Source organism: Pseudomonas sp. St290, from assembly GCF_018325805.1.
GTDB lineage: Bacteria > Pseudomonadota > Gammaproteobacteria > Pseudomonadales > Pseudomonadaceae > Aquipseudomonas > Aquipseudomonas bijieensis.
The window spans coordinates 4,133,407-4,155,509 of the sequence record NZ_AP014703.1; the positions used below are offsets into that span (position 1 = coordinate 4,133,407).

Below are 22,103 nucleotides of genomic sequence, written 5' to 3' on the forward strand. Positions count from 1 at the left end.
GTTGCTTGATCAGGTTTCAATTTGCAACCACAAAAATGCCGACCAACTTGGCAATGCTTTTCCAGAGGCTCAATCAAATGGAAACTGCTTCATCGCAAAACAACGAATGCCCGGTAGCCAGGACACTGGACGTGATTGGCGATCGCTGGTCGCTGATGATCATTCGCGATGCATTCGACGACATTCGCCGCTTCAGCGAATTTCAAAAAAGCCTGGGCGTAGCCAAGAACATTCTGGCTTCGCGACTCAAAGCCTTGGTCGAGGTCGGGGTGTTCGACGTTCGTCCCGCCTCGGATGGGAGTGCCTACAAGGAGTACGTCCTGACGGAGAAAGGCCGGGAGATCTTTCCGGTGGTGGTCAGTCTGCGGCAGTGGGGCGAACGTTTCCTGTTCGAGCCGGGAGAAACGCGTTCCGTGCTGTTGGACAACGCCTCCGGCCAGACACTCATGCCGATGGAGGTGCGCTCCTCAAGCGGTCAGAAACTCGGGCCGGCCGATTGCCACAGGGTGAGGCTCGTGACCGACGACCTGACGTGAACGTTTTTATCCCTGCAAGACCAGGGACATGTCCGGGTACCTGGCACACATGAAATCGACAAATGCCCGCACCTTCGGCGCAGCAAGCCGTCGGGAGGTGTGCAAGACCCAGAGTTCGGCTTCTTTCCCCGATACCGTGCCCCACTGGACCAACTCGCCATTGGCCAGTTGGCTCCACGCCATCGATTGCGGGATGAGAGCCGCCCCGCCACCGGCGATGGCCGCATCGCGGATCATCAGGAACGAAGAGAACCTCAGCCTGGGGATCGGTTCCAGGACCAAGTGACCGCCATCGAGTGTCCAATGGGTGGGCTCGAAACTGGAGACCACAATGCCGGGAACCGAGCGGATGGCGCCGGGTGCGGGCATCGGCAGTCCAGGCGCGGCCACCACCACCAGCCGGTCCTTGGCGAAGCAGCGACCGACCAGACTGCTGTCTGGGCTGGGGTTGATCCGGATGGCGACATCAAATTGTTCCTCGACGAGGTCGACCACGCGATCCTCCGAAATGACCTCGATCGTGACGTCAGGATAAGCCGCACAAAACTCTGCGCCGATGCCTCCCATCGCAAGCTGCGAGAACAGGACTGGGGCAGCGACACGCAAGCGTCCGCGAGGCGTCGATACGCCCTCCTTCGCCGCCGCCATGGCTTCCGCCACCTCGGCCAACGGCCCTTCGGCCCGGGCCAGCAGTAGCTCTCCAGCCTCGGTGAGCTTCAGACCGCGCGCGCTGCGCTCGATCAGCCTTACGCCCAGTTGTTCCTCAAGGTCGGCAATGCGGCGCGACAAGGTGGCCTTGGCTATTCCGCTCGCACGGCTTGCCTTTCCCAGCCCCTCGTTCGTTGCGACGAGGGTGAAATCGATCAGCGCGTTCAGGTTCATGGTGTTCCATTTTTGCAACGGAGTGTCTACATCCTGGCGTCTTCGTTTTACTCCTGCAACACAATATCGTTTGTCCATCGCAACGGGCCGACAAGGTCGTAGCGGACCTTCTGACTCCCCCACCCTTTTGCAGGAGATTCAAATGAGCATTCTCGTTACCGGCGCCACAGGCACCATCGGTTCACTCATCATTCAACGCCTCGCCAGCGCAGGCACCGAGGTCAAAGCCCTCGTGCGCCAACCTGGCAAGGGCTCCTTCCCGGCGGGCGTCACTGAAGTCGTTGCCGACCTCACCGACGTCCCTTCGCTGCGCAACGCACTGGCGTCGGTGCGTACGCTGTTCCTGCTCAACGCCGTGACGCCCGACGAGGTGACACAAGCCCTCATCACCTTGAACCTCGCTCGCGAAGCAGGCATCGAGCGCATCGTCTACCTGTCGGTGATTCATGCCGACAAGTTCACCCACGTTCCGCACTTCACCGGCAAGCACACGGTCGAGCGCATGATCGAGAGCCTCGACATCCCCGCCACCATCCTGCGTCCGGCTTACTTCATGCAAAACGAACTCATGGTCCAGCAGACCATTCAGAACTACGCGGTATACCCGATGCCGATCGGCTCGGCGGGCGTGTCGATGATCGATACCCGGGACATCGCCGATATCGCCGCTGCCGAGTTGCTGCGACGCGACAAGGCACCTTCGGCCCTGGATCGGGTCACCTTGGAATTGGTCGGCCCGCACGCACTGACCGGCACCGACGTGGCGAAGATCTGGAGCACCGCCCTGGGTCGCGAGATCGCCTACGGCGGTGACGATGTGGCTGCCTTCGAAGCGCAATTGGCCGCCTACGGTCCCGCCTGGCTGGCTTATGACATGCGCCTGATGATGTCTGGCATCCAGACGTTCGGTATGCAGGCGGTTGAAGGAACGGTGGAGCGGCTACAGGCCATCCTCGGACGCCCGCTGCGCACCTACGAAGACTTCGTCCGCGAGACCATCGCCGGGGTTTGAACAGCAGGGGTCGTCATGCCGTATTGCTGCCCCGATGATTCAACCGGTCGAGGCAACACGATTACTCCTCGGCAGGCCTCATATGAAAAATCGTATAAGGCAGGATCAACGTATCGGCGACGATACTGAAAGGCAGGTCAATGATTGCAAACGGTGCCAGCGCACGTGAATACACGTCGTTGTCGTTCGTCGAGCCCTTGATGATCTCGATATCGGTCGCCGCACCGCAATAAGGCTGACGGCCGCAAAGTTGCCCCATGCCAAAGGTTTCATTGGCCGTCGCGCAGCCGGCCAGCAGCGCCATCGTCAAAGCCATTGCTACGATCCGCATGCCGCTCCCTCCCCTGGAAAGACCGGACTGTAGCACCGATGGCGGACGACCTATAGGGGCAAGCAGTGTTACCGGAATGAGGGGCGCAAGACTGCACCAGCGCCCCCCAGACCTTCCCATGCATCAATCCCACCACTGAACACTGTTGCCTGGGAAACAATGGATCAACTGTTGCCCGAGCAACAGCCATTCAACAATTCATCCGCCAGACCAACAGTCGCTCCCCCTCCCTGCCCCGCGAAGCCCAGCAAATACTGGGCTTTTCGCGTTGGTACGGCCCTTGCTCAAGCCTGTGTACCTCGATCAACAGTCCAACAGGAACACCTAGGATGAGCACTCCCCTGAAAGTCGTCGCTGTTTCCGGCGGTACCTCCCGCCCCTCGCGCACTTTGGCACTGACCGAAGCCATCCTGGGCGAACTCGGCCAGCACTTGGTCATCGACACCCACTTGATCGAACTGGGCAACATTGCCCGTCCGTTGGGCGGTGCGTTGTGGCGCAAGGAATTGCCGGAAACCGTCGAGCATGAACTGCGCCTGATCGAGTCTGCCGACCTGCTGGTGGTGGCCGCGCCTGTCTATCGCGGCACCTATCCGGGCCTGTTCAAGCATTTGTTCGACCTGGTCGGCCAGGACGCCCTGGTCAACACGCCGGTACTGCTGGCCGCCACCGGTGGCAGCGAGCGCCATGCCCTGGTCCTCGATCATCAACTGCGCCCGCTGTTCAGTTTCTTCCAGTCGCTGACCCTGCCCATTGGCGTGTACGCCAGCGAGACCGATTTTACCGACTACCGCATCGTCAACGCGGCCTTGCAGTCGCGCATCGAGCTGGCAGCCGCACGCGCCGCTCGCCTGTTTGCCGACCAGGCGCATGCTTTGCGCAAGATCGCCTGAGGAACCCGCATGAATCACCACTGCATTTGCCTGGAAGGCCTTTTCGCGAGGGATATCGCGTGAGAATCCAACAACAGCCCACCGTGTTGACCCCGCTACAGACCGCCCGCCGCCTGGCTGCGGAATTTGCCGAAACCGCCGTCGAGCGTGATGAGGCCGGCGGCACCCCCAAGGAGCAACGCGACGCCATTCGCCAGAGCGGCCTGCTGGCCTTGAGCATTCCAACCCAGTTTGGCGGCCTCGGGGCCAGTTGGAGCGAAACCCTCGGCGTGGTCCGCGAGTTCGCCAAGGTGGACAGCTCCATCGCCCATGTCTTCGGTTTCCAGCACCTGATGCTGGCCACCGTGCGCCTGTTTTCGCGCCCCGATCAATGGCAACCCTGGTTCGAACAGACCGCCCGCAAGAACTGGTTCTGGGGCAACGCGTTGAACCCGCTGGACACCCGCACCGTGGTCAAGACCTTCGACGGCTGGCGCGAATTCTCCGGCAAGAAGAGCTTCTGCTCCGGTGCCAGCGACTCGGAAATGCTGATCGCCTCGGCCATCGACGAAAGCGCCGGCGGTAAACTGCTGATCGCCGCGATCCCCAGTGGCCGCACCGGCATCACCCTGCACGGCGACTGGGACAATATGGGCCAGCGCCAGACTGACAGCGGCAGCGCCACCTTCGAACGGGTGCGCGTGGAAGAGAACGAACTGCTGCTCGACCCCGGCCCCCTGAGCACGCCTTTCGCCTGCCTGCGCCCGCTGATCGCCCAATTGCATTTCTCCCACATCTTCCTCGGCATCGCCGAAGGCGCCCTGGAAGAGGCCCGCCATTACACCCTCAAGGAAGGTCGGCCGTGGTTCCGTTCCAAGGCCCAGCACGTCAGCGAAGACCCCTATGTGCTACGCCACTACGGCGAGTTCTGGGTCGGCCTGGAAAGCGTGCGCCTATTGGTGGAACGCGCCGCCGAGCAGCTCGATGAAGCCTGGCACAAGGGGCACGCGCTGGGTGCCGAGGAACGCGCACAACTGGCGCTGTCCATCGCCACCGCCAAAGTCGCCGCCGTACGCACCGGCCTGGATATCTGTAGCCGCCTGTTCGAAGTCACCGGCGCCCGCGCCACCCACGCTTCGCTGCGCCTCGACCGCCATTGGCGCAACCTGCGCACCCAGAGCCTGCACGACCCGGTGGATTACAAACTCCACGAATTGGGTGACTGGGCGCTGAACCAGACGCGGCCTACCCCCTCCTTCTACTCATAGGGATGCCCATGCAACTGCTGACTCTCCCCCCTTCGCCGACACTAGCTACCTCGATCCGGGCGACCGCACAGGTCTTCGAAGACCCTAGATCGCAGGCGCTGCTCGCTCACGTGCAACAGGTCGCCCCCAGCGAGGCCAGCGTCCTGATCATTGGCGAGACCGGCACGGGCAAGGAGCTGGTCGCGCGTCACATCCACAACCTCAGCGGCCGCCGCGCCGGACCGTTCGTTGCCGTCAACTGCGGGGCCTTTTCCGAATCGCTGGTGGAAGCTGAGCTGTTCGGCCACGAAAAAGGTGCCTTCACCGGCGCCCTTGCCGCCAAGGCCGGCTGGTTCGAGGAAGCCAACGGCGGCACGTTGTTCCTCGACGAGATCGGCGACCTGCCGATGGCCATCCAGGTCAAGCTGCTGCGAGTATTGCAAGAACGCGAGGTGGTGCGCCTGGGCTCGCGCAAGAGCATCCCGATCAATGTACGCGTGGTCGCCGCCACCAACGTGCAACTGGATAAGGCCATCGGCGCCGGCCACTTCCGCGAAGACCTGTATTACCGCCTCGACGTGGTCAGCCTGCAACTCTATCCATTGCGTGAGCGACCGGGCGACATCCTGCCGCTGACCCGTCACTTCATCAAGACCTACTGCAATCGCCTGGGCTATGGCGAGGTGCGCCTGACTTCGCAAGCCGAACGCAAACTGGTGGACTACAGCTGGCCGGGCAACATCCGCGAACTGGAAAACGTCATCCACCACACCCTGCTGGTGTGCCGCAACGGCCTGGTGGAGGAAGACGACTTACGCTTGTCGTCCCTGCGCATCGAGCGCCAGGAACAACCCCAGGCCACCCACGGCGAGAGCGCCGACGAACAACTGCTGCGCACCTTTCACCGGCTATTCGAAGAACAGGCCGGCGGCCTCCACGAGAAGGTTGAAGACAGTCTGCTGCGCGCCGCCTATCGCTTCTGTCACTGCAACCAGGTGCGCACCGCCAGCCTGTTGGGCCTGAGCCGCAACGTCACGCGGGCGCGTCTGATCGCCATTGGCGAGCTGGTGGTCAACCGACGCCGCCCGGACAGCAACACGCATCCGGGCCAGGCCCTGCAACTGTCAATCTGATCACGATAAAAACAGGCAATGCGGCCTGGCCGACAAAGCCCCGATACGCCAAGCGTTGCGATACAGCAAGGGCCCATGCGCCCTTCCATACTCTCAACAGCACAAGGATCAAACTTCATGAGCCTGGATATTTTCTGGTTCCTTCCCACCTCCGGCGACACCCGCTACCTGGGCCATTCCGGCAGCGGCCGGCCGGCGACCAACGCCTACATGCGCCAGATCGCCGTGGCTGCCGATCAGCTCGGCTACGATGGCCTGCTGATCCCCACCGGGGCCAGTTGCCTGGATCCCTGGGTGACCGCTGCCAGCCTGGTTCCGGTGACCCAGCGGATCAAGCTGCTGGTGGCGCTGCGCACGTCGCTGGGTAACCCCACGGCCTCGGCGCGCCAGGCCGCCAGCCTGGATCAGGCCAGCGGAGGCCGCCTGCTGCTCAACGTCGTGCCGGGCGGCGATGCCACCGAACTGCAAGCCGACGGTGTGTTCCTCACGCACGACGAGCGCTATGACGCCTCCGACGAATTCCTGACCATCTGGCGGCGTCTGCTCCAAGGCGAGACCGTCGACTTCGACGGCAAGCACTTGAAAGTACGTGGCGCCCAGAACTTCTTCGCCCCCGTGCAGCAACCGCACCCGCCGCTGTACTTCGGCGGTTCATCAGAGGCCGCGCACGAATTGGCGGCCAAGCATGTGGACGCCTACCTGACCTGGGGCGAACCACCGGCTGCCGTGGCCGAGAAAATTGCCGACGTGCGCGCCCGTGCCGCCAGGCATGGACGCAGCGTGCGCTTCGGCGTGCGCCTGCATGTGATCGTGCGGGAAACCAACGAGGCCGCCTGGGCCGCGGCCGACGAGCTGATCAGTCACCTGGACGATGCCACCATCGCTGCGGCCCAGGCCAACTACGGCAAAATGGATTCCGAAGGCCAGCGGCGCATGGCCGCGTTGCATGGCGGCGACCGCAATAAACTGGAAGTGGCCCCCAACCTGTGGGCCGGTGTCGGCCTGGTCCGTGGCGGTGCCGGCACCGCCTTGGTGGGCGACCCACAAACCGTCGCCGCACGCCTGCTCGAATACGCCGAGCTGGGTGTCGACAGCTTCGTACTCTCGGGCTACCCGCACCTGGAAGAAGCCTATCGCTTCGCCGAACTGGTGTTCCCATTGTTGCCGGGCAAGGGCAAGGTCACCGTCGAAGGCGCCTTCACCGGCGGCGCCTTCGACGTTCGCGCAGGCAAGGAGAAAGTCGCATGAAAGTCATCGACCTACGCTGTCGCCCGGCCTACCTGCACCCCTTCTTCGGCGGCGTGCCGGGCTCGCCCGAACACGCCGTGGCGCGCTGGCTCAACCGACGTGTCGGCACCCGCGGGCCGGACGATCACTTCGAGCGCTCGCTGACCCCGCAGGGTTTTCTCGCCGAAGTACGGGATGCCGGCCTGGACAAAGCCGTGGTGGTCGGCCGCCACACCCCGGGGCAACACCTGCCGAATGAACGCATCCACGAAATCGTTCATGGCCACGACGAACTGATCGGCATCGGCTCGATAGAACCGGTGCTGCAGGGAATCGAAGGCGCCCTGGCGGAAATCGACCGGGCGATCGACCAACTGGGCCTGGCCGGCATCGACCTGGAGCCGGGTTTCGCCGAGCCGGCCCGACACCCCGACGACGCACTGTACTGGCCGATCTACGAACATCTGCAAAAGCGCGGTATCCCGCTGTTCCTGATGAGCGGGCCGACCACACCGGACCCGAGCTACAACGACCCGGCACGCCTGGCTGCTGTGGCTCGGGCGTTCCCGGACCTGACGATCGTCGTTTACCACGGCTACTGGCCCAATGTGCAGCAGGCCCTCGGCGTTGCGTTCCGCTTTGAAAACATTCACCTGGTGCCGGACATGTACCTGTTCCAGCCGGGCAGCGAGGGTTATGTGCAGGCCGCCAACGGCTACCTGGCCGAGCAGTTGTTGTTTGGCTCTTCCTACACATTCCGCCCAATCCGCCAAAGTATCGAAGATGCCCTGCAACTGGGGTTCAAGGACGAGGTGCTGGAGAAGTTCTTCCACGGTAACGCGCGCAGGGTGTTAGGGCTGGCCTGAGCCGACGTCGACTCTGTTTCTCGTTCAGCATTTCCTGCGGTTCAAACCCTGCCGCAGGAAACCCGGGGAGCGCTCCTGCACTCCCCGGATCCATTCACCTACCCAGCCCATTTCCTTGTCCGTCGGCCAACGCAGCGCCATTGAGGTAATGGTCGCCAAGCAGTCGACGTTGAGTCAGCAATGCCGGCTCGGGGTTTTCCGGCAAGGGCCGCGGCAAGCTGCGACCGGCCAGTTCGAAGTAGACATGGCCGGCCAGGCGCGCCGATTCAGCGGCGGCCAGGCGAAAAGCGATGGCGGCCGACTGGGACTCGTCGGCGTACGCCAACAAGGCATCGGCAGCGTCGATGCGGATGCGCAGTTCACCGACCGCGGCGATCACCAGGGCCTCATGACGAGCGCTCTGCGCACGCAGGTAGTCAAGCAGCGCCGCCTCGACATGACGGGCATGGGCCAGGTCGCTGCGGCCTTGAGAATGTAAGTTGGACATGCGCGATACCTCAGTTCCAGGAATGACGTTGCGGCTTGACGCCGTTGAGAAGCTGATTGCCGACCAAGTGATATTTCCAACGCACCGGATCGTGCAGGGTATGAGTCCGCGCATTACGCCAGAACCGATCCAGCCCCTGGCTGGCCGAGACGCTGCGGGTGCCGCCCAACTCCAACAGGCGGCTGGAAGCCTCCAGGGAAATCTCGGTGGACAGCACCTTGGCCTGGCCGACGATTACCGAGGCCTCGGCAACCCGTTCTTCGCTGGGCTCGGCGACAGCACGGTCGACCGCGTGCGCCGCGCGCCGCAGGATCGCTTCGGCCGCTTGCAGGCGCCAGGCCAACTCACCAATCAACGCTTGGCCGAGCGGGTCCTGCCAGCCGTGTTGCAACCCGCTGTCCACCCATGGACGCGCCTGGCGTGCCACGCGCAAGGTCTCGGCGAAGGCGCCACGGGCAATGCCGGTGTCCACCGCAGCCTGGATGATTTGTGAGATCGGGCCGTCAGAGGTGGGCTGGTCATAGGCCTTCCAGGCCGGCACCACGTCGCTCGCCGGCACCCGCACGCCTTCGATGCGCACCTGGCCGCTGGCGGTGATGCGCTGGCCGAAACCGTCCCAACTGTCGATCACTGTCAGGCCTGCGGCATCGCGCGGAACGAGGGCGATATGGACGTGCCCCACCTCGTCCACCCCGGCGACCGGCACGATGTGGGCGAACAGCGCACCGGTGCAGTAGGCCTTCTCGCCGTCGAGTACGGCGGTGTCGCCATCGAAGCGGATCTGCGTCTGGAAGGTGGTGACGTACTGGCTGCGCGCCTCGGAAAAAGCGTTGCCGAAGCGATAGCCCTGCAACACCTTGGCGTAGTAACGGCGCTTCTGCTCCTCGCTGCCGGTCAGGCTGAGGTTGCTGAGCACGCCGAAGTGGTTCTGCGGCAACTGGCCGAGAGACGGATCGGCAGCGGAAATGATCGCGATCACTTCACTGAGGGTGGCATAGGACACCTCGGCGCCACCGTAGGCCTTCGGCACGCGGATCGCCCACAACCCGCTCGCGGAAAAGCGTTCGAGTTCTTCCCAGGGCAGGCGTCGCTCGCGGTCGCGCAAAGCGGCCTCGCGGGCGAAATCCTCGGCCAGGCGCTGTGCCACCTCGATGGCCTCGGCGTCACTACGGATGATGTGGGCCGGACTGCGTGGCGCCGGACGCGCCTGCCCAGGCTGATCGAAAGATGGTGAGTCGGTCATGTGCTACTCCATGCATAACGGGTTCACCCAGAGCTAAAGCACAGCCCGTACCAACCTTTAAAACGCTTTATATTCAATAGCTTGAAGAAATATCCGAGTACGCTTGAAAGCCTCGGGAGCGGCAAACTGTCGATGGACTGTTGCCCAGCGAACAGTTGCGTCACACCCCATCAACGAGCCTTGCCACCCAGGTAGAAATGCTGGATGTCTTCCCGCGCCGCCAGCTCCGTGGCGTCGCCCTCACCCACCACCCGCCCGTTCTCCAGGATGTAGGCGTAGCTGGCATGGCGCAGGGCGACATTGATGTTCTGCTCGGCCACCAGAAAGCTCATGCCTTCCTGGGCATTGAGCTGCGCGACGATGGCAAAAATCTCCTCGACGAGGATCGGCGCCAGCCCCATTGAGGGTTCATCGAGCAGCACCAGTCGAGGCTTGGTCATCAGGGCCCGGCCAAGGGCAAGCATCTGCTGCTCACCGCCCGAGGTCAGCCCGGCCTGGGTCTTGCGCTTGGTCTTCAGGCGTGGAAACCAGGCGTAGATACGCTCCAGATCCTGCTCCAGCTCCCGTCGTGTCGGCTTGCGCAGGAAACCACCGCTGCGCAGGTTGTCCTCGACAGTCAAGTGGGCGAATACATGTCGTCCCTCCAGCACATGGACGATGCCCTGGCGCGCCAGCAGATTGGCCGCAACCCCGGCGGTGTCCTGTCCCTGGAAGACAATCCGTCCACGGCTGACTTGCGCCCGATCGGCCTGGACCAACCCGGAGATGGCCTTGAGCGTGGTGCTCTTGCCGGCCCCGTTGGCGCCGAGCAGGGCGACGATGTCACCCTGTCCGACCCGCAGGGAAACCCCGGCCACGGCGAGGATCGCGCCGTCGTAGATCACTTCGATGTCTTGCACCGCCAGCAACTCTCTGTTTTCGGTGCCGGCAAGGGCCGCGTTGGTCATGATTCCCTACTCCTTGGGCGCGGTCGCGCCCGGTTGTGTTTCGATTTACCGAACCGAGTGCATGGCTACAGCGCCGCGCAATCGCGGGCGGTCACACCCTTCTCTTTCGCATATTCGGCGGCCTTGGCATCGATCAGTGGCCGCAACGTCGCGCGGTCGGCCTGGACCCAATCGGTGATCAGCTTCCACTGCTGGCCGTCCCATTGCTGCACCTTCGCCGCGCCACCGCCCTCGTGGTCGCTGCATGACAGCTTCAGCGGCTGCATCAGCCCAAGAAAACCGATTTCCTTGAGGCGTGCATCGTTGAGGTCGAGGTGCTCCAGGCCCCAGCGGCCCTCCTCACCGTTGAGCGGACGATTGCCGAAATGCTTCTGCCCGGTGCGGATCGCCTCGACGGCAATGGCGGCGTTCACCAGGCCAGAGTTGTAGTAGACGCTGCCGAAGCTCTTCGGATCCTTGAGGTCGCTCTTGCCGGTATCGAGAATGTACTGGCGCAGGCGCTGGTGAATATCGAAGTCGGCGCCGCCCGGATAGGGCGTCAGTGCCAGGTAGCCCTTGCCTGCTTCACCGGCCGGCAGCACGTCTTCGTTGGAACTGGCCCAGATGTCGCCGACGATGCGCTCCACCGGGTAGCCGAACCTTGCGGCGGTCTTGATCGCCACCGGCGTGGACACGCCCCAGGTCCGCAGGAACACCCAATCCGGCTTGAGCTGGCGCACCTGGCGCCACTGTCCGGCCTGCTCATTACCTGGGTCTGCCACCGCGATCTGGATGTTCTCGAAGCCGTATTTCTGCGCCAACAGCGCCAGTGGCCCCTGGGTTTCCCGGCCGTAGGCGGAGTCGTGGTAGACGGTGGCGATCTTCTTGCCCTTGAGCTTGTCCAGCCCGCCCTCGCGCTCGGCCACGTAATTGATGAACGCCGAGGCCTCGCTGTAGAACGTCAGCATGGCCGGGAAGTTATAGGGAAACACCCTGCCGTCGGTGGCTTCGGTGCGGCCATAGCCGAGTGTGATCAAGGGAATCCTGTCGGCGGCGGCCTTGTCCGCGAGGGCATAGGCCGCTGGCGCGCCATTCGGCTGGTAGACCGCCACCGGCGCGCCATTGAGGCCGTTCTTGAAGCGTTCGTAGCATTCGATGCCCTTCTCCGCCGTCCATTCGGTCTCGCATTCCTGCCAGACCAGCTTGACGCCATTGATCCCGCCTTCCACCTCATTGATGTAGCGCAGGTAGTCGATCATTCCGGCCCAGACTGGAATGCCACTGGAGGCATAGGCGCCGACCCGGTAGGTGGCCAGCGGGAAGAACTGTTCGTTGGCCGCCTGAGCGGCCGGTACCAGCACCGCGCAGGCGCTGAGCGCCAGGCCAACGACGGCGAGACTACGTTTGAGGGTTGCATGCATGATTTTTTTCTCGGCTTGAGTGCCCGACCGCGCCATGGCAGCCGGACGACAGTTATCGACGGCGGCTCATTATTCGCGGGCGCAATCACGCGCGGTGATGCCCTTCTCCTTGGCGTAGGCGGCAGACTTGGCTTCGATCAATGGGCGCAATGTGGCGCGGTCGGCCTGGACCCAGTCAGTCACCAATACCCATTTCTCGCCATCCCATTGCTGCACGCGCGCCGCGCCGCCGCCCTCATGGTCGGAGCAGGACAGTTTCAGCGGTGGTAGCAGGCCTTCAAAACCGCTGGCCTTGAGCCGCGCGGCATCGATGTCCAGGTGTTCGAAGCCCCAACGCGCTTCCTCGCCGTTGAGGGGGCGATTGCCGAACTTGGCCTGGGCCGTGCGCAGCGCCTCGACCGCAATGGCCGCATTGATCAGACCGATGTTGTAGTAGACCTTGCCGAAATAGCTGCGGTCCTTGAGGTCACTCTTGCCGGTATCGAGAATCGACTGGCGCAAGCGCTTGTGGATCTCGAAACCGTCGCCGCCCGGAAACGGCGCAAGGGCCTGGTAGCCCTTGGCGGCAGGGCCAGCCGGGATCACGTCGGCCTCGGAGCCGGCCCAGACATCGCCAATGATGCGGTCTACCGGGATGCCGAACCTCGCGGCGGTCTTGATCCCCACCGGGGTGGAGACGCCCCAGGTCCGCAGGAACACCCAGTCCGGCTTGATCTGCCGCACCTGGCGCCATTGCCCGGATTGTTCATTGCCGGGATCGGCCACCGGAATCTGGATGTTCTCGAAACCGTACTTCTGCGCCAGCAAGGTCATCGGTGCCTGGGTTTCCCGGCCATAGGCGGAGTCGTGGTAGACGGTGACGATCTTCTTGCCCTTGAGCTTGTCGAAACCGCCCTCGCGCTCGGCGATGTAGTTGATGCCCACCGAGGCCTGGCCGTAGTAATTGAGCAGTAGCGGGAAGGCATAGGGAAACACGCTGCCGTCGGTGGACTCGGTACGCCCGCCAGCGCCGTCGATCAGCGGGATCCGGTCCGCCGCGCCTTTCTCCATCAGCGCATAGGAGCCCGGCGTACTGTGGGTGAAGAAGAACGCTGTCGGGGCGCCGTCGAGCCCGCCCTTGTAGCGTTCATAGCACTCGACGATACGGTCGACGTTCCACTCGGTCTCGCACTCCTGCCAGACCAGCTTGACGCCGTTGATGCCGCCTTCCACTTCGTTGATATAACGGAAATAGTCGATTTCCCCCGCCCACCAGGGGATGCCGCTGGAGGCGTAGGCGCCGACCCGGTAAGTGGCCATGGGGATGAATTGCTGGTTGCTGGCGGCCTGGGTGATGGTCGGCAGCAGGGCCTGGACACCGGCCACGAAAAGGCTGGCGAACAGGAGGCGAGGCAAGGTTCTACGCATGGTCTGTACTTCTTGTGCAGTGTTGGAAACCTCCTTTCCCTGGGTCGGGTCAAGGTCTGTTGGGGCGTGGGTCGGCGCTCAGAACCGCAGCGGCCAGACCCTGATACGTTCGCGCAGGTCACCGAGCAGGCGGGCCAGCCCTTCCGGCTCCTTGATCAGGAACCAGATGATCAAGGCACCGAAAAGTACCTTTTGCAGGTTCTGCAACTGCCCCGCGTCGACGTTGCCGTTGAACAACCATTGCCCGGCGTGGCTGAGCAGGATCGGCACCAGGCTGATGAAAGCCGCGCCGATGAAGCTGCCGGCGATGCTGCCCATGCCACCGATAATGATGATGAACAGAATCTGGAATGAGCGATTGATGTCGAAGCTGCCAGCACTGGCCGTGCCCAGGTAGGCGAAGGCCCAGAGCGCCCCGGCGATTCCCAGGTAGAACGAACTGACGGCAAAGGCCATACGCTTGTCGCGCTCGACGGCAATCCCGATCACCGCCGCAGCGGTGTCCATGTCACGAATGGCCATCCAGTTGCGGCCGACCTGGCTGCGCACCAGGTTGACCGCCACCCAGGTCAACAGCACCACGCAACCGAGGGTCAACAGGTAGCGACCGACCGGGGTGCTCAGATCATGGCCGAACAACTCCAGGCGTGGCGCGCTGATGGTGCCGGACGAGGCGTAGTTATAGAACCAGGGGAACTTGGCGAACACCCACTCCAGGAAGAACTGCGCGGCGAGCGTGGTGACCATCAGGTAGAAGCCCTTGATCCGCGAACTGGGGATGCCGAACAGCAACCCGACCGCCCCGGCGATCAGACCGCCGCCGAGCAGTGCCAGGGGCAACGGTAGGCCAGGCACCCGCAGCAAAAGGCCATAGGTGGCGAACGCACCCACCGCCATGAAGCCGGCGGCGCCGACTGACGTTTGCCCGGTGTAGCCTGTCAGCAGATTCAAACCCAGGCCGGCCAGCGACAGCACCAGGAAAGGGATCAGGATCGCGTTGAGCCAATAGTCGTTGCCCAGCCACGGCAGGCCGACAAAGGCCACCAGCAGCAACAGCAGCAGGCCCGGTCGCCAGCGCCGGCGCACCAGGGTCAGCGGTGCTTCGTCGAAACTGGCAGTCAGGCGCGGAACAGTAGCGGTCATGGCGTCATACCCGTTCAATGATCCGGTCGCCGAACAGGCCGGACGGACGGATGTAGAGGAAGATCAAGGCGAGGAAGTAGGCGAACCAGGGCGTGATGCCTCCGCCGATCAGCGGGCCGATGTAAGCCTCGGCGAGGTTCTCGGCGGCCCCGACGATCAGACCGCCGACGATGGCCCCGCCGATCGAGGTGAAACCGCCGATGATCAGCACCGGCAGCGCCTTGAGCACCACCAGCGAGAGCGAGAACTGCACGCCCTGGCGCGCGCCCCAGAGCAGTCCGGCGACCAGCCCGACCACCCCGGCCACGGCCCAGACGATCTGCCAGATGCGGTTGAGGTTGATGCCCAGCGACAGCGCCGCGCGAGTATCGTCGGCCACGGCGCGCAAGGCGACACCGATGCGGGTCTTGTTGAACAGCACGGCCAGCACCGCCACCGTCAGCGCGGACACCCCAGCGGCGATCAGGTCGAACTGGCTGACCATGATCTCGCCGACGAACAGCGGGACGTCCTCGATGCCCAGGTCCAACGCGCGCACCTGGGCACCCATCAGTCCTTGGGCCAGGCCTTCGATGATGAACGACAGGCCGAGGGTCGCCATGAACAAGGTAATCTGCGAGCGGTTGACCAACGGCCGCAACACCAGGCGCTCGATCAACAGCGCGCCGACAATCATCACCAATACCGTCAGGACCAACGCCAGGGCAAAGGACAGGCCCTGTTCACGCAAGCTGACAAAGGTCAGCGCGGCGAACAGCAGCATGGCGCCCTGGGCGAAATTGAACACGCCGCTGGCCTTGTAGATCAGCACGAAACCGATGGCCACCAGCGAATACAGAGTGCCGGCCAGCAGCCCGCCGATCAGGGTTTCCAGAAAGAAATTCATGAATGAGGCGCTCCCAGGTAGGCAGCGATCACCTCGGGATTGGCCTGGACTTCGGCCGGCGAGCCATCGCCGACCTTGCGTCCGTAGTCCAGCACCACCACATGGCTGGACAGGCCCATGACCACCTGGATGTCGTGCTCGATGAGAATCACCGTGGTGCCAAGATCACGATTGATGTCGGCGATGAAGCGGCTCATGTCCTGTTTCTCCTCGGCGTTCATGCCGGCCATCGGCTCGTCGAGCAACAGCAGCGTCGGCTGCGCGATCAGCGCTCGGCCCAGCTCCACGCGTTTCTGCAAGCCATAGGCCAGGCTGCCCACGGCGACGTCGCGCCAGGCCTGCAATTCGAGGAATTCCAGCACCCGCTCGGCCCGCTCGGCGAACGCCCGCGCCTCGCGCCGGGCACGCGGCAGGCCCAGGGCCTGTTCGAGAAAAAACGTTCGTTGGAAACGCGACAGACCGGTGAGCAGGTTGTCCACCACACTCATTTTCTTGAACAGCGCATTGTTCTGGAACGTCCGGCCGATGCCGAGCCTGGCCGCCTTCAGTGGATGCGGGCGGCGCAACGGTTCGGCGGCGAAGAACAATTGGCCGGCGTCGGCCCGGTAGACCCCGTTGAGAATGTTCAGCAGCGAACTCTTGCCCGCGCCGTTCGGCCCGATCAGCGCACAGATCTCGCCAAGCTTTACGCTGAACGAGAGGTCGGAAATCGCTTTCACGCCGCGGAACGACAGCGACACATTGCGCACCTCCAGCAGCGCACTCATGCCGCTCGCTCCAGGTACTCCTGCAACCACGATTGACGCGCCGGGCCGTGTAACACCACGTCAGCGGGCGCGCTCGGCACCTCGATCCGACGCAGCCGCTGAAAGCCCAGCAGGTGCCGCACCCGCGCCTTGAGCCAGCGGCGCAGGCCACGCCGTGGATCGTTCAAAGTCCATTCGCACAGGCGCCGCCGCCAACTGCCTGGAAGTGGCAGGCGAGCTTCGATTTCCGCGGCCAGCGATTCGACTCGCGCAGCGGACAGCAGCAAGGCGGTCGGGGCGATCTCGCGGCGATCACGGCTGGCTGACTCGCGGTTTTCCGGAAACGCCAGGCCTTCGCCGCCCTCTAGCCAGCGACTGAACAAGTGGGCCAGGCCATCGCGCCATTCGGTGCCTTCATCGACCCACACCACCGCGTCCTCGGCGACCTGGGCCCAGCCCTGGCGTTGCGCTGTCGGCGCCTCGGTGACGAACAGCACCGACAGCGACTGCACCTGCCACAGGCCGCGACTCGCCACACTGACCTGGGCCGAATACAACCGCAGCGGCCAATCCTCATCCAGGCCGCACTGCAGCCAGTGCGACACGCTTTCGCGGCGCTGGACAAAAGCGAACGTCGGACGGATCAGGCGTAACTGGCGTTGTAGCGCCTCACCACGACTGTCGCGGTCGATCACCACGCTGTGTCCGCCCAATTGACGCGCCGCCAGTGCCAGGATCAGCAGGCTCGGTTCGAAGGCACCACTGAGCGCCAACCGCGCGCCAGGGGCAAAGCCTTGCTGGCGCAAGCCATCGCAGACACGCTCGACCTCGCGTTGCACATCGATCCAACGCCAGGCCTTCCAGAGGCCGAGGCGCCGATGGCGCAGGGCGATCTGCGTCGGTCGCTCCCTGGCCCAGCGTTGCAAGGCCGCCAGGGCGCTGTCAGTCACTCCGTCGGACAGTGGCGAATTGAGCTCAAAGACACTCATGGGCTTACTCCTCACCGGCCAAGGCCGGCTCAGCGAGGTGGGTGTGCCGGACCAGGCGCTTCAAGTCCCGGTAGCCAGCACCAGGGTGGTTGGCGGGCAGTCGCGGACCGTCGCCGAACAGCTTGTCGCGCAGCGTGCCTGGGCGGTATTCGGTCTTGTACGCACCGCGCCGTTGCAACTCGGGCACCAGCAGTTCAACCACATCGTGGAAGGTTTCATGGGCCAGGGCGTAAGCCAGGTTGAAGCCGTCCACGTCGGTGTCCTCGACCCAGGCCTGCAGCTCGTCGGCCACGGTTTGCGCACTGCCGACGATCAACGGGCCGAACCCGCCAATGCCGACCCAGTCGGCCAGTTCCTGGACGGTCCACTGCTTGTCCGGGTCGGCGGTAGAGAAGGTTTCCACCGCCGACTGGATGGCATTGGTATGGATGTGCTTGAGCACCTGGTCGGGCCGGTACTGACCGAAGTCGATGCCGGTCCAGCCGGAGATCAGCGCGAGCGCGCCCTCGTAGCTACTGTAGGATTTCAGTTCCCGCCACTTGCCCTGTGCCTTGGCGTCGGTCTCGTCGACGATCACCGTCTGCAAGTTGAAGATCAACACCTTGCGCGGATCGCGCCCGGCTTCGGCAGCGCGCCGGCGTATGTCGGCCACGGTCTTTTTCAGGATCACCTTGGACGGTGCGGCGACAAACACACATTCCGCATGGCCGGCGGCGAAGTCCTTACCACGACTCGACGCGCCCGCTTGGTAGAGCACCGGCGTGCGTTGCGGTGACGGCTCGCAAAGGTGGATGCCCGGCACCTGGAAATGCTTGCCCTGGTGACGGATCTCGTGGACCTTGCTCGGGTCGCTGAAAATCCCGCGCTCACGGTCGCGCACCACCGCACCCTCCTCCCAACTGCCTTCGAACAACTTGTAGAGCACTTCCAGGTATTCGTCGGCATAGTCATAGCGCGCATCGTGATCGCTCAGCGCCTTCTGCCCGAGGTTGCGCGCCCCGCTGTCGAGGTAAGAGGTGACGATGTTCCATCCGATGCGGCCCTTGGTCAGATGGTCCAGCGTGGACAAGCGACGGGCGAAGGGATAAGGGTGTTCGAAGGTCAGCGAGGCAGTGAGGCCAAAGCCCAAGTGTTCAGTCACCAATGCCATCGGCGTGATCAACGCCAACGGATCGTTGACCGGCACCTGGGTCGCCTGGCGGATGGCGGCATCGCCGTTGCCGCCGAGCACATCGTAGATACCGATCACATCGGCGATGAAGATGCCGTCGAACTTGCCACGCTCCAGCAGCTTGGCCAGGTCAGTCCAGTAATCCAGGTCCTTGTACTGCCAGGCGCGATCCTTGGGATGCCTCCAGAGACCGGGCGACTGGTGACCGACACAGTTCATCTCAAAGGCATTCAAACGAATTTCACGTGGCATGGGAACTCCTGCTCGATAGATTCAGCACCACTTCCCGGTGCTTCTCATTGCTCTATCAACACGATTCGTGCCAAGTAATAATTCGTTTATTTACAAATAGTTAGACATGCATTCAGGCAGTGGAAATGCCTGCACGGGGACAACCTTGTTGATCAACTGTCTGGTGGCAGACAGTGTGCAGCCAATTCGTACAAGAAGCTCCTCACGCCTATACCGAAATTCCTCAAAGATTTAACTTGACGCATCAGATTACGACCATCATATTCAGCCAGAATATTATGACCATCATGTTATTGACGAGACGTTACAGCGTGATGCTCACCCCAGCAACGCCGCGGGCCGCAGACTCAGGTTGAGGCACGCCATCCACCAGCGCAGGAAATGACGTATGGAAGCCCGGACTTCATTGGCGATTGCCGATATACAACCCCACGCCTCCACCCAACTCTTGACCGGTAAAGTCGTGGCACTGCTTGCCGGCCTCGCGGCGATCAGCATGCTCTCCACCAACATCATCCTTCCGGCGTTTGCGGACATCGGTGAAGATCTGGGCGTGACCGCTCGCGAACTCGGCCTGACGCTGTCCAGCTTCTTCATCACCTTCGCCTTGGGCCAACTGGTGGTCGGGCCACTGGCCGACCGCTACGGGCGCCAGAAGCTGGTGCTGGGCGGCCTCTCGGTATTCGTTGTAGGCACCGTCATCGCCGGTCTTGCCAGCACGCTCGACGTATTGATCGCCGGACGCGTCGTGCAGGCGCTGGGCGTATGCGCAGCCTCGGTGCTGTCGCGCGCCATCGCTCGGGATCTGTTCGAAGGCGAGACGCTCGCCCGCGCCCTGTCGCTGACGATGATCGCCACTGCCGCGGCGCCTGGCTTTTCGCCGCTGGCCGGCAGCGTCCTGTCCGTCACGCTCGGCTGGCGTGCCGTCTTCATCCTGGTCGGGTTGGCCGCCGTTGTACTGGCCTTTTTCTACGTGCGTGACCTGGGAGAAACCCATCCCGCCGATCGCCGGGCGCCGCACTCGGCCAAGAGCGTGGTCCTCGCCTATCGCCGATTGGCGCTGGATAAGCGCTTCATCCTCCCTGCCCTTTCAATGAGCCTGCTAATGAGTGGCTTGTTCGCATCGTTCGCGGCGGCACCTGCCATCCTGATGAAAGGTATCGGCCTGACGTCGGTGCAGACCGGCCTGTATTTCGCCTCTACGGTATTCGTCGTGTTCGCAGCCGGCATGGCGGCTCCGCGCCTGGCGCATCGTCATGGTGCCCGGATCATCACACTGCTGGGCATTGCCTGCGCCATGACCGGCGGAGGCCTGCTTCTCGTCGGTCCGGCCGCGCCTGGTCTTGGGTGGTATGCCCTCTCGATGATCACCTTTCTGTGGGGCATGGGCCTGGCCAATCCGCTGGGCACGGCAATCACCATGGGACCTTTCGGCAAAGAAGCCGGCATGGCCTCCGCACTGCTGGGGTTTCTCTCCATGGGTGCGGCAGCGCTGACCACCTGGCTGGCCTCGGTCTTGAGCTTCGCGCCGGTCACGACGCTGGGCGGGATCCAGGCGACGGCCTGCCTGGTGGCACTGGTATTGTTTCTCTTGCGGGGCAGCCGTTGAAGATGGCCGTTGTGCTCCGATCAATACACGGGCCAGGTTTCGACAATTTTCCCACCGCGCACGGCCAGCAAATCGCCAAATTGCAGCAGCACGGATTCCGTCTGTGTCGGCCGCAAAAACACCTGGTCTTCCACATTCAGCCCTACGGCGGGTGAGCCGTTGACCATTTCCTGGTTGGAACTGCGACCATAGAGCTCGTTGCTTTGAAGCCCCGAAGGGGACTCGAACTCGGCCATCCAGTTGCCGCCATAGATAAAGAATGTCGCGCGCTGATTAGGGTCCCACCAAGAGAACAATCGGGACTTGTCATCCAGGGCTGGAAAATTCACGGCTCCAGTACTCTTTAGCACTGGCGTTGCGATGAAGGCCGCCGGCACATGCTCGGCCAGCGATGGCAGGTCGTAATGGGTCGGTTTGAGAAACGCCGTCCCCACCGAGACCTCGCTGCTCAAGCGCTCCTGCTCATGCATGCGGTAGCTGGGGCTGCCGGCGGTATTGAGCGTGAGCCCTTCGTGCCAAAGCGCCGGGAAACGCTCCCGTAGGTAGCGCACATGAGCGTTGTAGATGACCATCACCTTGTCGAACAACGCCTGGGACGAACCGAGGACCTTGGGCACACCCATGCCGACAAACGGGTCATACCCCATGAAACCGGCGAATTCGAGATGCTGCGGATGGGCACTGATCAGTGTCAGCATCTCGCCGAGCACCGTTTGGTCAGCGACACCGCCGCGATGCAGGCCGACATCCAGCTCGATATTGACCCGCATCCGGATGCCCAGGCCTTGCGCCAATGCCAGGTAATCCATCAGTCGCTGGGGCGTATCGAGCAGCCATTGCAGTTGCCTGGAAGGGTCGAAGGTTCCCTTGTGGGTTTGGTAAAACACCTCGGCCGAGCGCACCGGTAAAGGTTTGCCGAGCAAGATATCAGCCTCGGGAAAGGTCACTGCATCGTGATTGAGGAACGGCTGATGAAACGACATCAGCCGCCGGGTATCGGTACGTTTGGCGATGTAGGCCAACAGCCCCGGGGATGGCAGGGATTTCTCCACCAGGCGCAAGTGTTTACCGGCGCGCATGACGGATTGCATGAGCACATTGATGTTGTGATCGAGCAGGTCGAGGTCGATGAGCATCACCGGTCGCATCGGCCCATGGGTCTTCAGCTCCTGGTTCAGCGCGCGGAAATACTCATTGTAAGGGCTGCCCCTATCACTCGGCCGCAACAGCACCCCCGCCCCGACCATCAATGCCCCCACTCCCGCGGTGCCGAGCATAAAGGTTCTACGATTCATCAGGACGCTCCCTCGGCGTGCGCAGTCAAGTTGCACGTTACGGCAGCAGCATCAGGCTGTTGAGGCTATGGGCGGTCAGAAAGGGGACTTTGGCGGCCATGCTTTGCCAAGCCCGCAACCACAGCGGCGCCCCCAGAACTTACAAATACCCAACTGAACTATCTCGCAGTTGCGCTCGCACAGGTTTCTTGTAAAAAACACGCGCGATTACATACACCCGGGATAGTTTTTCGTCCCACTCCAGAAATGAATGAAAGATTAAATCTCCCACAGCAGTTGACAGCTCAAGGGACACGTTGGTAGTTTCACCGCACTGCCAATTATTCGCGTAGTGTTTAGCCAAGACTGGGATGTCTAAAAATGTACTATCACCTTTCTGCTATCAGTTCCTCCCACAGCTATCCCGATAGCTGCTCCCCGGC

General features: G+C 62.9%; 21 protein-coding genes. 8 read left to right on the plus strand and 13 right to left on the minus strand.

What is annotated here, in order from left to right; all coding sequences use genetic code 11:
* Positions 1-77 precede the first annotated feature (77 nt).
* Complete coding sequence (locus tag PBDP_RS17880; RefSeq protein WP_109753253.1) at positions 78-536, plus strand: winged helix-turn-helix transcriptional regulator; 459 nt, start codon at positions 78-80, stop codon at positions 534-536.
* Between the two features lie 6 nt (positions 537-542).
* Here the strand turns inward: PBDP_RS17880 and PBDP_RS17885 are convergent, their stop codons facing one another.
* Positions 543-1,418, minus strand: coding sequence for a LysR family transcriptional regulator (locus tag PBDP_RS17885; protein WP_109753254.1), 876 nt, complete (start codon positions 1,416-1,418; stop codon positions 543-545).
* Between the two features lie 142 nt (positions 1,419-1,560).
* Here PBDP_RS17885 and PBDP_RS17890 point away from each other — a divergent pair, with 142 nt between their 5' ends.
* Complete coding sequence (locus PBDP_RS17890; protein WP_109753255.1) at positions 1,561-2,430, plus strand: NmrA/HSCARG family protein; 870 nt, start codon at positions 1,561-1,563, stop codon at positions 2,428-2,430.
* 61 nt (positions 2,431-2,491) lie between these two features.
* Here the strand turns inward: PBDP_RS17890 and PBDP_RS17895 are convergent, their stop codons facing one another.
* Positions 2,492-2,761, minus strand: coding sequence for a YceK/YidQ family lipoprotein (locus PBDP_RS17895; RefSeq protein WP_109753256.1), 270 nt, complete (start codon positions 2,759-2,761; stop codon positions 2,492-2,494).
* 329 nt (positions 2,762-3,090) lie between these two features.
* On the opposite strand from PBDP_RS17895, the gene msuE reads away from it, so the two are divergent.
* The 5 genes from msuE to PBDP_RS17920 all read left to right on the plus strand — a co-directional run bounded on the left by msuE (position 3,091) and on the right by PBDP_RS17920 (position 8,106).
* The gene (gene msuE, locus PBDP_RS17900; RefSeq protein WP_109753257.1) at positions 3,091-3,654 is read left to right on the plus strand and encodes an FMN reductase; all 564 of its coding nucleotides are present in this window, start codon (positions 3,091-3,093) and stop codon (positions 3,652-3,654) included.
* Between the two features lie 59 nt (positions 3,655-3,713).
* Entirely contained in the window at positions 3,714-4,901 is a 1,188-nt protein-coding gene (locus tag PBDP_RS17905) for an acyl-CoA dehydrogenase family protein (protein ID WP_109753258.1), read from the plus strand.
* A gap of 8 nt (positions 4,902-4,909) precedes the next feature.
* A complete protein-coding gene (locus PBDP_RS17910) occupies positions 4,910-6,013 on the plus strand; it encodes a sigma-54 interaction domain-containing protein (RefSeq protein WP_163858125.1) in 1,104 nt (367 codons plus the stop codon).
* A 117-nt stretch (positions 6,014-6,130) separates the two neighbouring features.
* A complete protein-coding gene (ssuD, locus tag PBDP_RS17915) occupies positions 6,131-7,261 on the plus strand; it encodes an FMNH2-dependent alkanesulfonate monooxygenase (RefSeq protein ID WP_212801085.1) in 1,131 nt (376 codons plus the stop codon).
* A complete protein-coding gene (locus tag PBDP_RS17920; protein ID WP_212801086.1) occupies positions 7,258-8,106 on the plus strand; it encodes an amidohydrolase family protein in 849 nt (282 codons plus the stop codon). The genes ssuD and PBDP_RS17920 overlap by 4 nt, the downstream gene beginning before the upstream one ends.
* A gap of 94 nt (positions 8,107-8,200) precedes the next feature.
* Here the strand turns inward: PBDP_RS17920 and PBDP_RS17925 are convergent, their stop codons facing one another.
* The 10 genes from PBDP_RS17925 to PBDP_RS17970 form a co-directional block, all read right to left on the minus strand.
* Positions 8,201-8,593 carry a hypothetical protein gene (locus PBDP_RS17925; RefSeq protein WP_212801087.1) on the minus strand — a complete coding sequence of 131 codons (393 nt, stop codon included), beginning with the start codon at positions 8,591-8,593 and terminating at the stop codon, positions 8,201-8,203.
* A 10-nt stretch (positions 8,594-8,603) separates the two neighbouring features.
* Positions 8,604-9,836: an SfnB family sulfur acquisition oxidoreductase gene (locus tag PBDP_RS17930; RefSeq protein WP_212801088.1), complete on the minus strand. Its 1,233-nt coding sequence runs from the start codon at positions 9,834-9,836 to the stop codon at positions 8,604-8,606.
* A 170-nt stretch (positions 9,837-10,006) separates the two neighbouring features.
* Positions 10,007-10,783 (minus strand): ABC transporter ATP-binding protein, encoded by a 777-nt coding sequence (locus tag PBDP_RS17935; protein ID WP_109753264.1) that lies wholly within the window; start codon positions 10,781-10,783, stop codon positions 10,007-10,009.
* Positions 10,784-10,848: 65 nt separating this feature from the next.
* On the minus strand, positions 10,849-12,183 hold the full coding sequence (locus tag PBDP_RS17940) for an ABC transporter substrate-binding protein (RefSeq protein ID WP_109753265.1): 1,335 nt from the start codon (positions 12,181-12,183) through the stop codon (positions 10,849-10,851).
* 69 nt (positions 12,184-12,252) lie between these two features.
* Complete coding sequence (locus PBDP_RS17945) at positions 12,253-13,590, minus strand: ABC transporter substrate-binding protein (RefSeq protein WP_163858115.1); 1,338 nt, start codon at positions 13,588-13,590, stop codon at positions 12,253-12,255.
* 78 nt (positions 13,591-13,668) lie between these two features.
* Entirely contained in the window at positions 13,669-14,733 is a 1,065-nt protein-coding gene (locus tag PBDP_RS17950) for a branched-chain amino acid ABC transporter permease (RefSeq protein WP_212801089.1), read from the minus strand.
* Positions 14,734-14,737: 4 nt separating this feature from the next.
* On the minus strand, positions 14,738-15,619 hold the full coding sequence (locus PBDP_RS17955; RefSeq protein ID WP_109753268.1) for a branched-chain amino acid ABC transporter permease: 882 nt from the start codon (positions 15,617-15,619) through the stop codon (positions 14,738-14,740).
* On the minus strand, positions 15,616-16,386 hold the full coding sequence (locus PBDP_RS17960; protein WP_109753269.1) for an ABC transporter ATP-binding protein: 771 nt from the start codon (positions 16,384-16,386) through the stop codon (positions 15,616-15,618). The genes PBDP_RS17955 and PBDP_RS17960 overlap by 4 nt, the downstream gene beginning before the upstream one ends.
* Positions 16,383-17,354, minus strand: coding sequence for an AMP-binding protein (locus PBDP_RS17965; protein ID WP_116832734.1), 972 nt, complete (start codon positions 17,352-17,354; stop codon positions 16,383-16,385). Before PBDP_RS17965 ends, PBDP_RS17960 begins: the two co-directional genes overlap by 4 nt.
* Positions 17,355-17,358: 4 nt before the next feature.
* Positions 17,359-18,777, minus strand: coding sequence for an LLM class flavin-dependent oxidoreductase (locus PBDP_RS17970; protein WP_212801090.1), 1,419 nt, complete (start codon positions 18,775-18,777; stop codon positions 17,359-17,361).
* 388 nt (positions 18,778-19,165) lie between these two features.
* Between PBDP_RS17970 and PBDP_RS17975 the strand changes: the two genes are divergently transcribed.
* Positions 19,166-20,386, plus strand: a complete 1,221-nt coding sequence (locus PBDP_RS17975; RefSeq protein ID WP_212801091.1) for a multidrug effflux MFS transporter — start codon at positions 19,166-19,168, stop codon at positions 20,384-20,386.
* A gap of 20 nt (positions 20,387-20,406) precedes the next feature.
* On the opposite strand, the gene PBDP_RS17980 is transcribed toward PBDP_RS17975, so the two are convergent.
* Entirely contained in the window at positions 20,407-21,612 is a 1,206-nt protein-coding gene (locus tag PBDP_RS17980; RefSeq protein WP_212802519.1) for a DSD1 family PLP-dependent enzyme, read from the minus strand.
* Positions 21,613-22,103 lie beyond the last annotated feature (491 nt).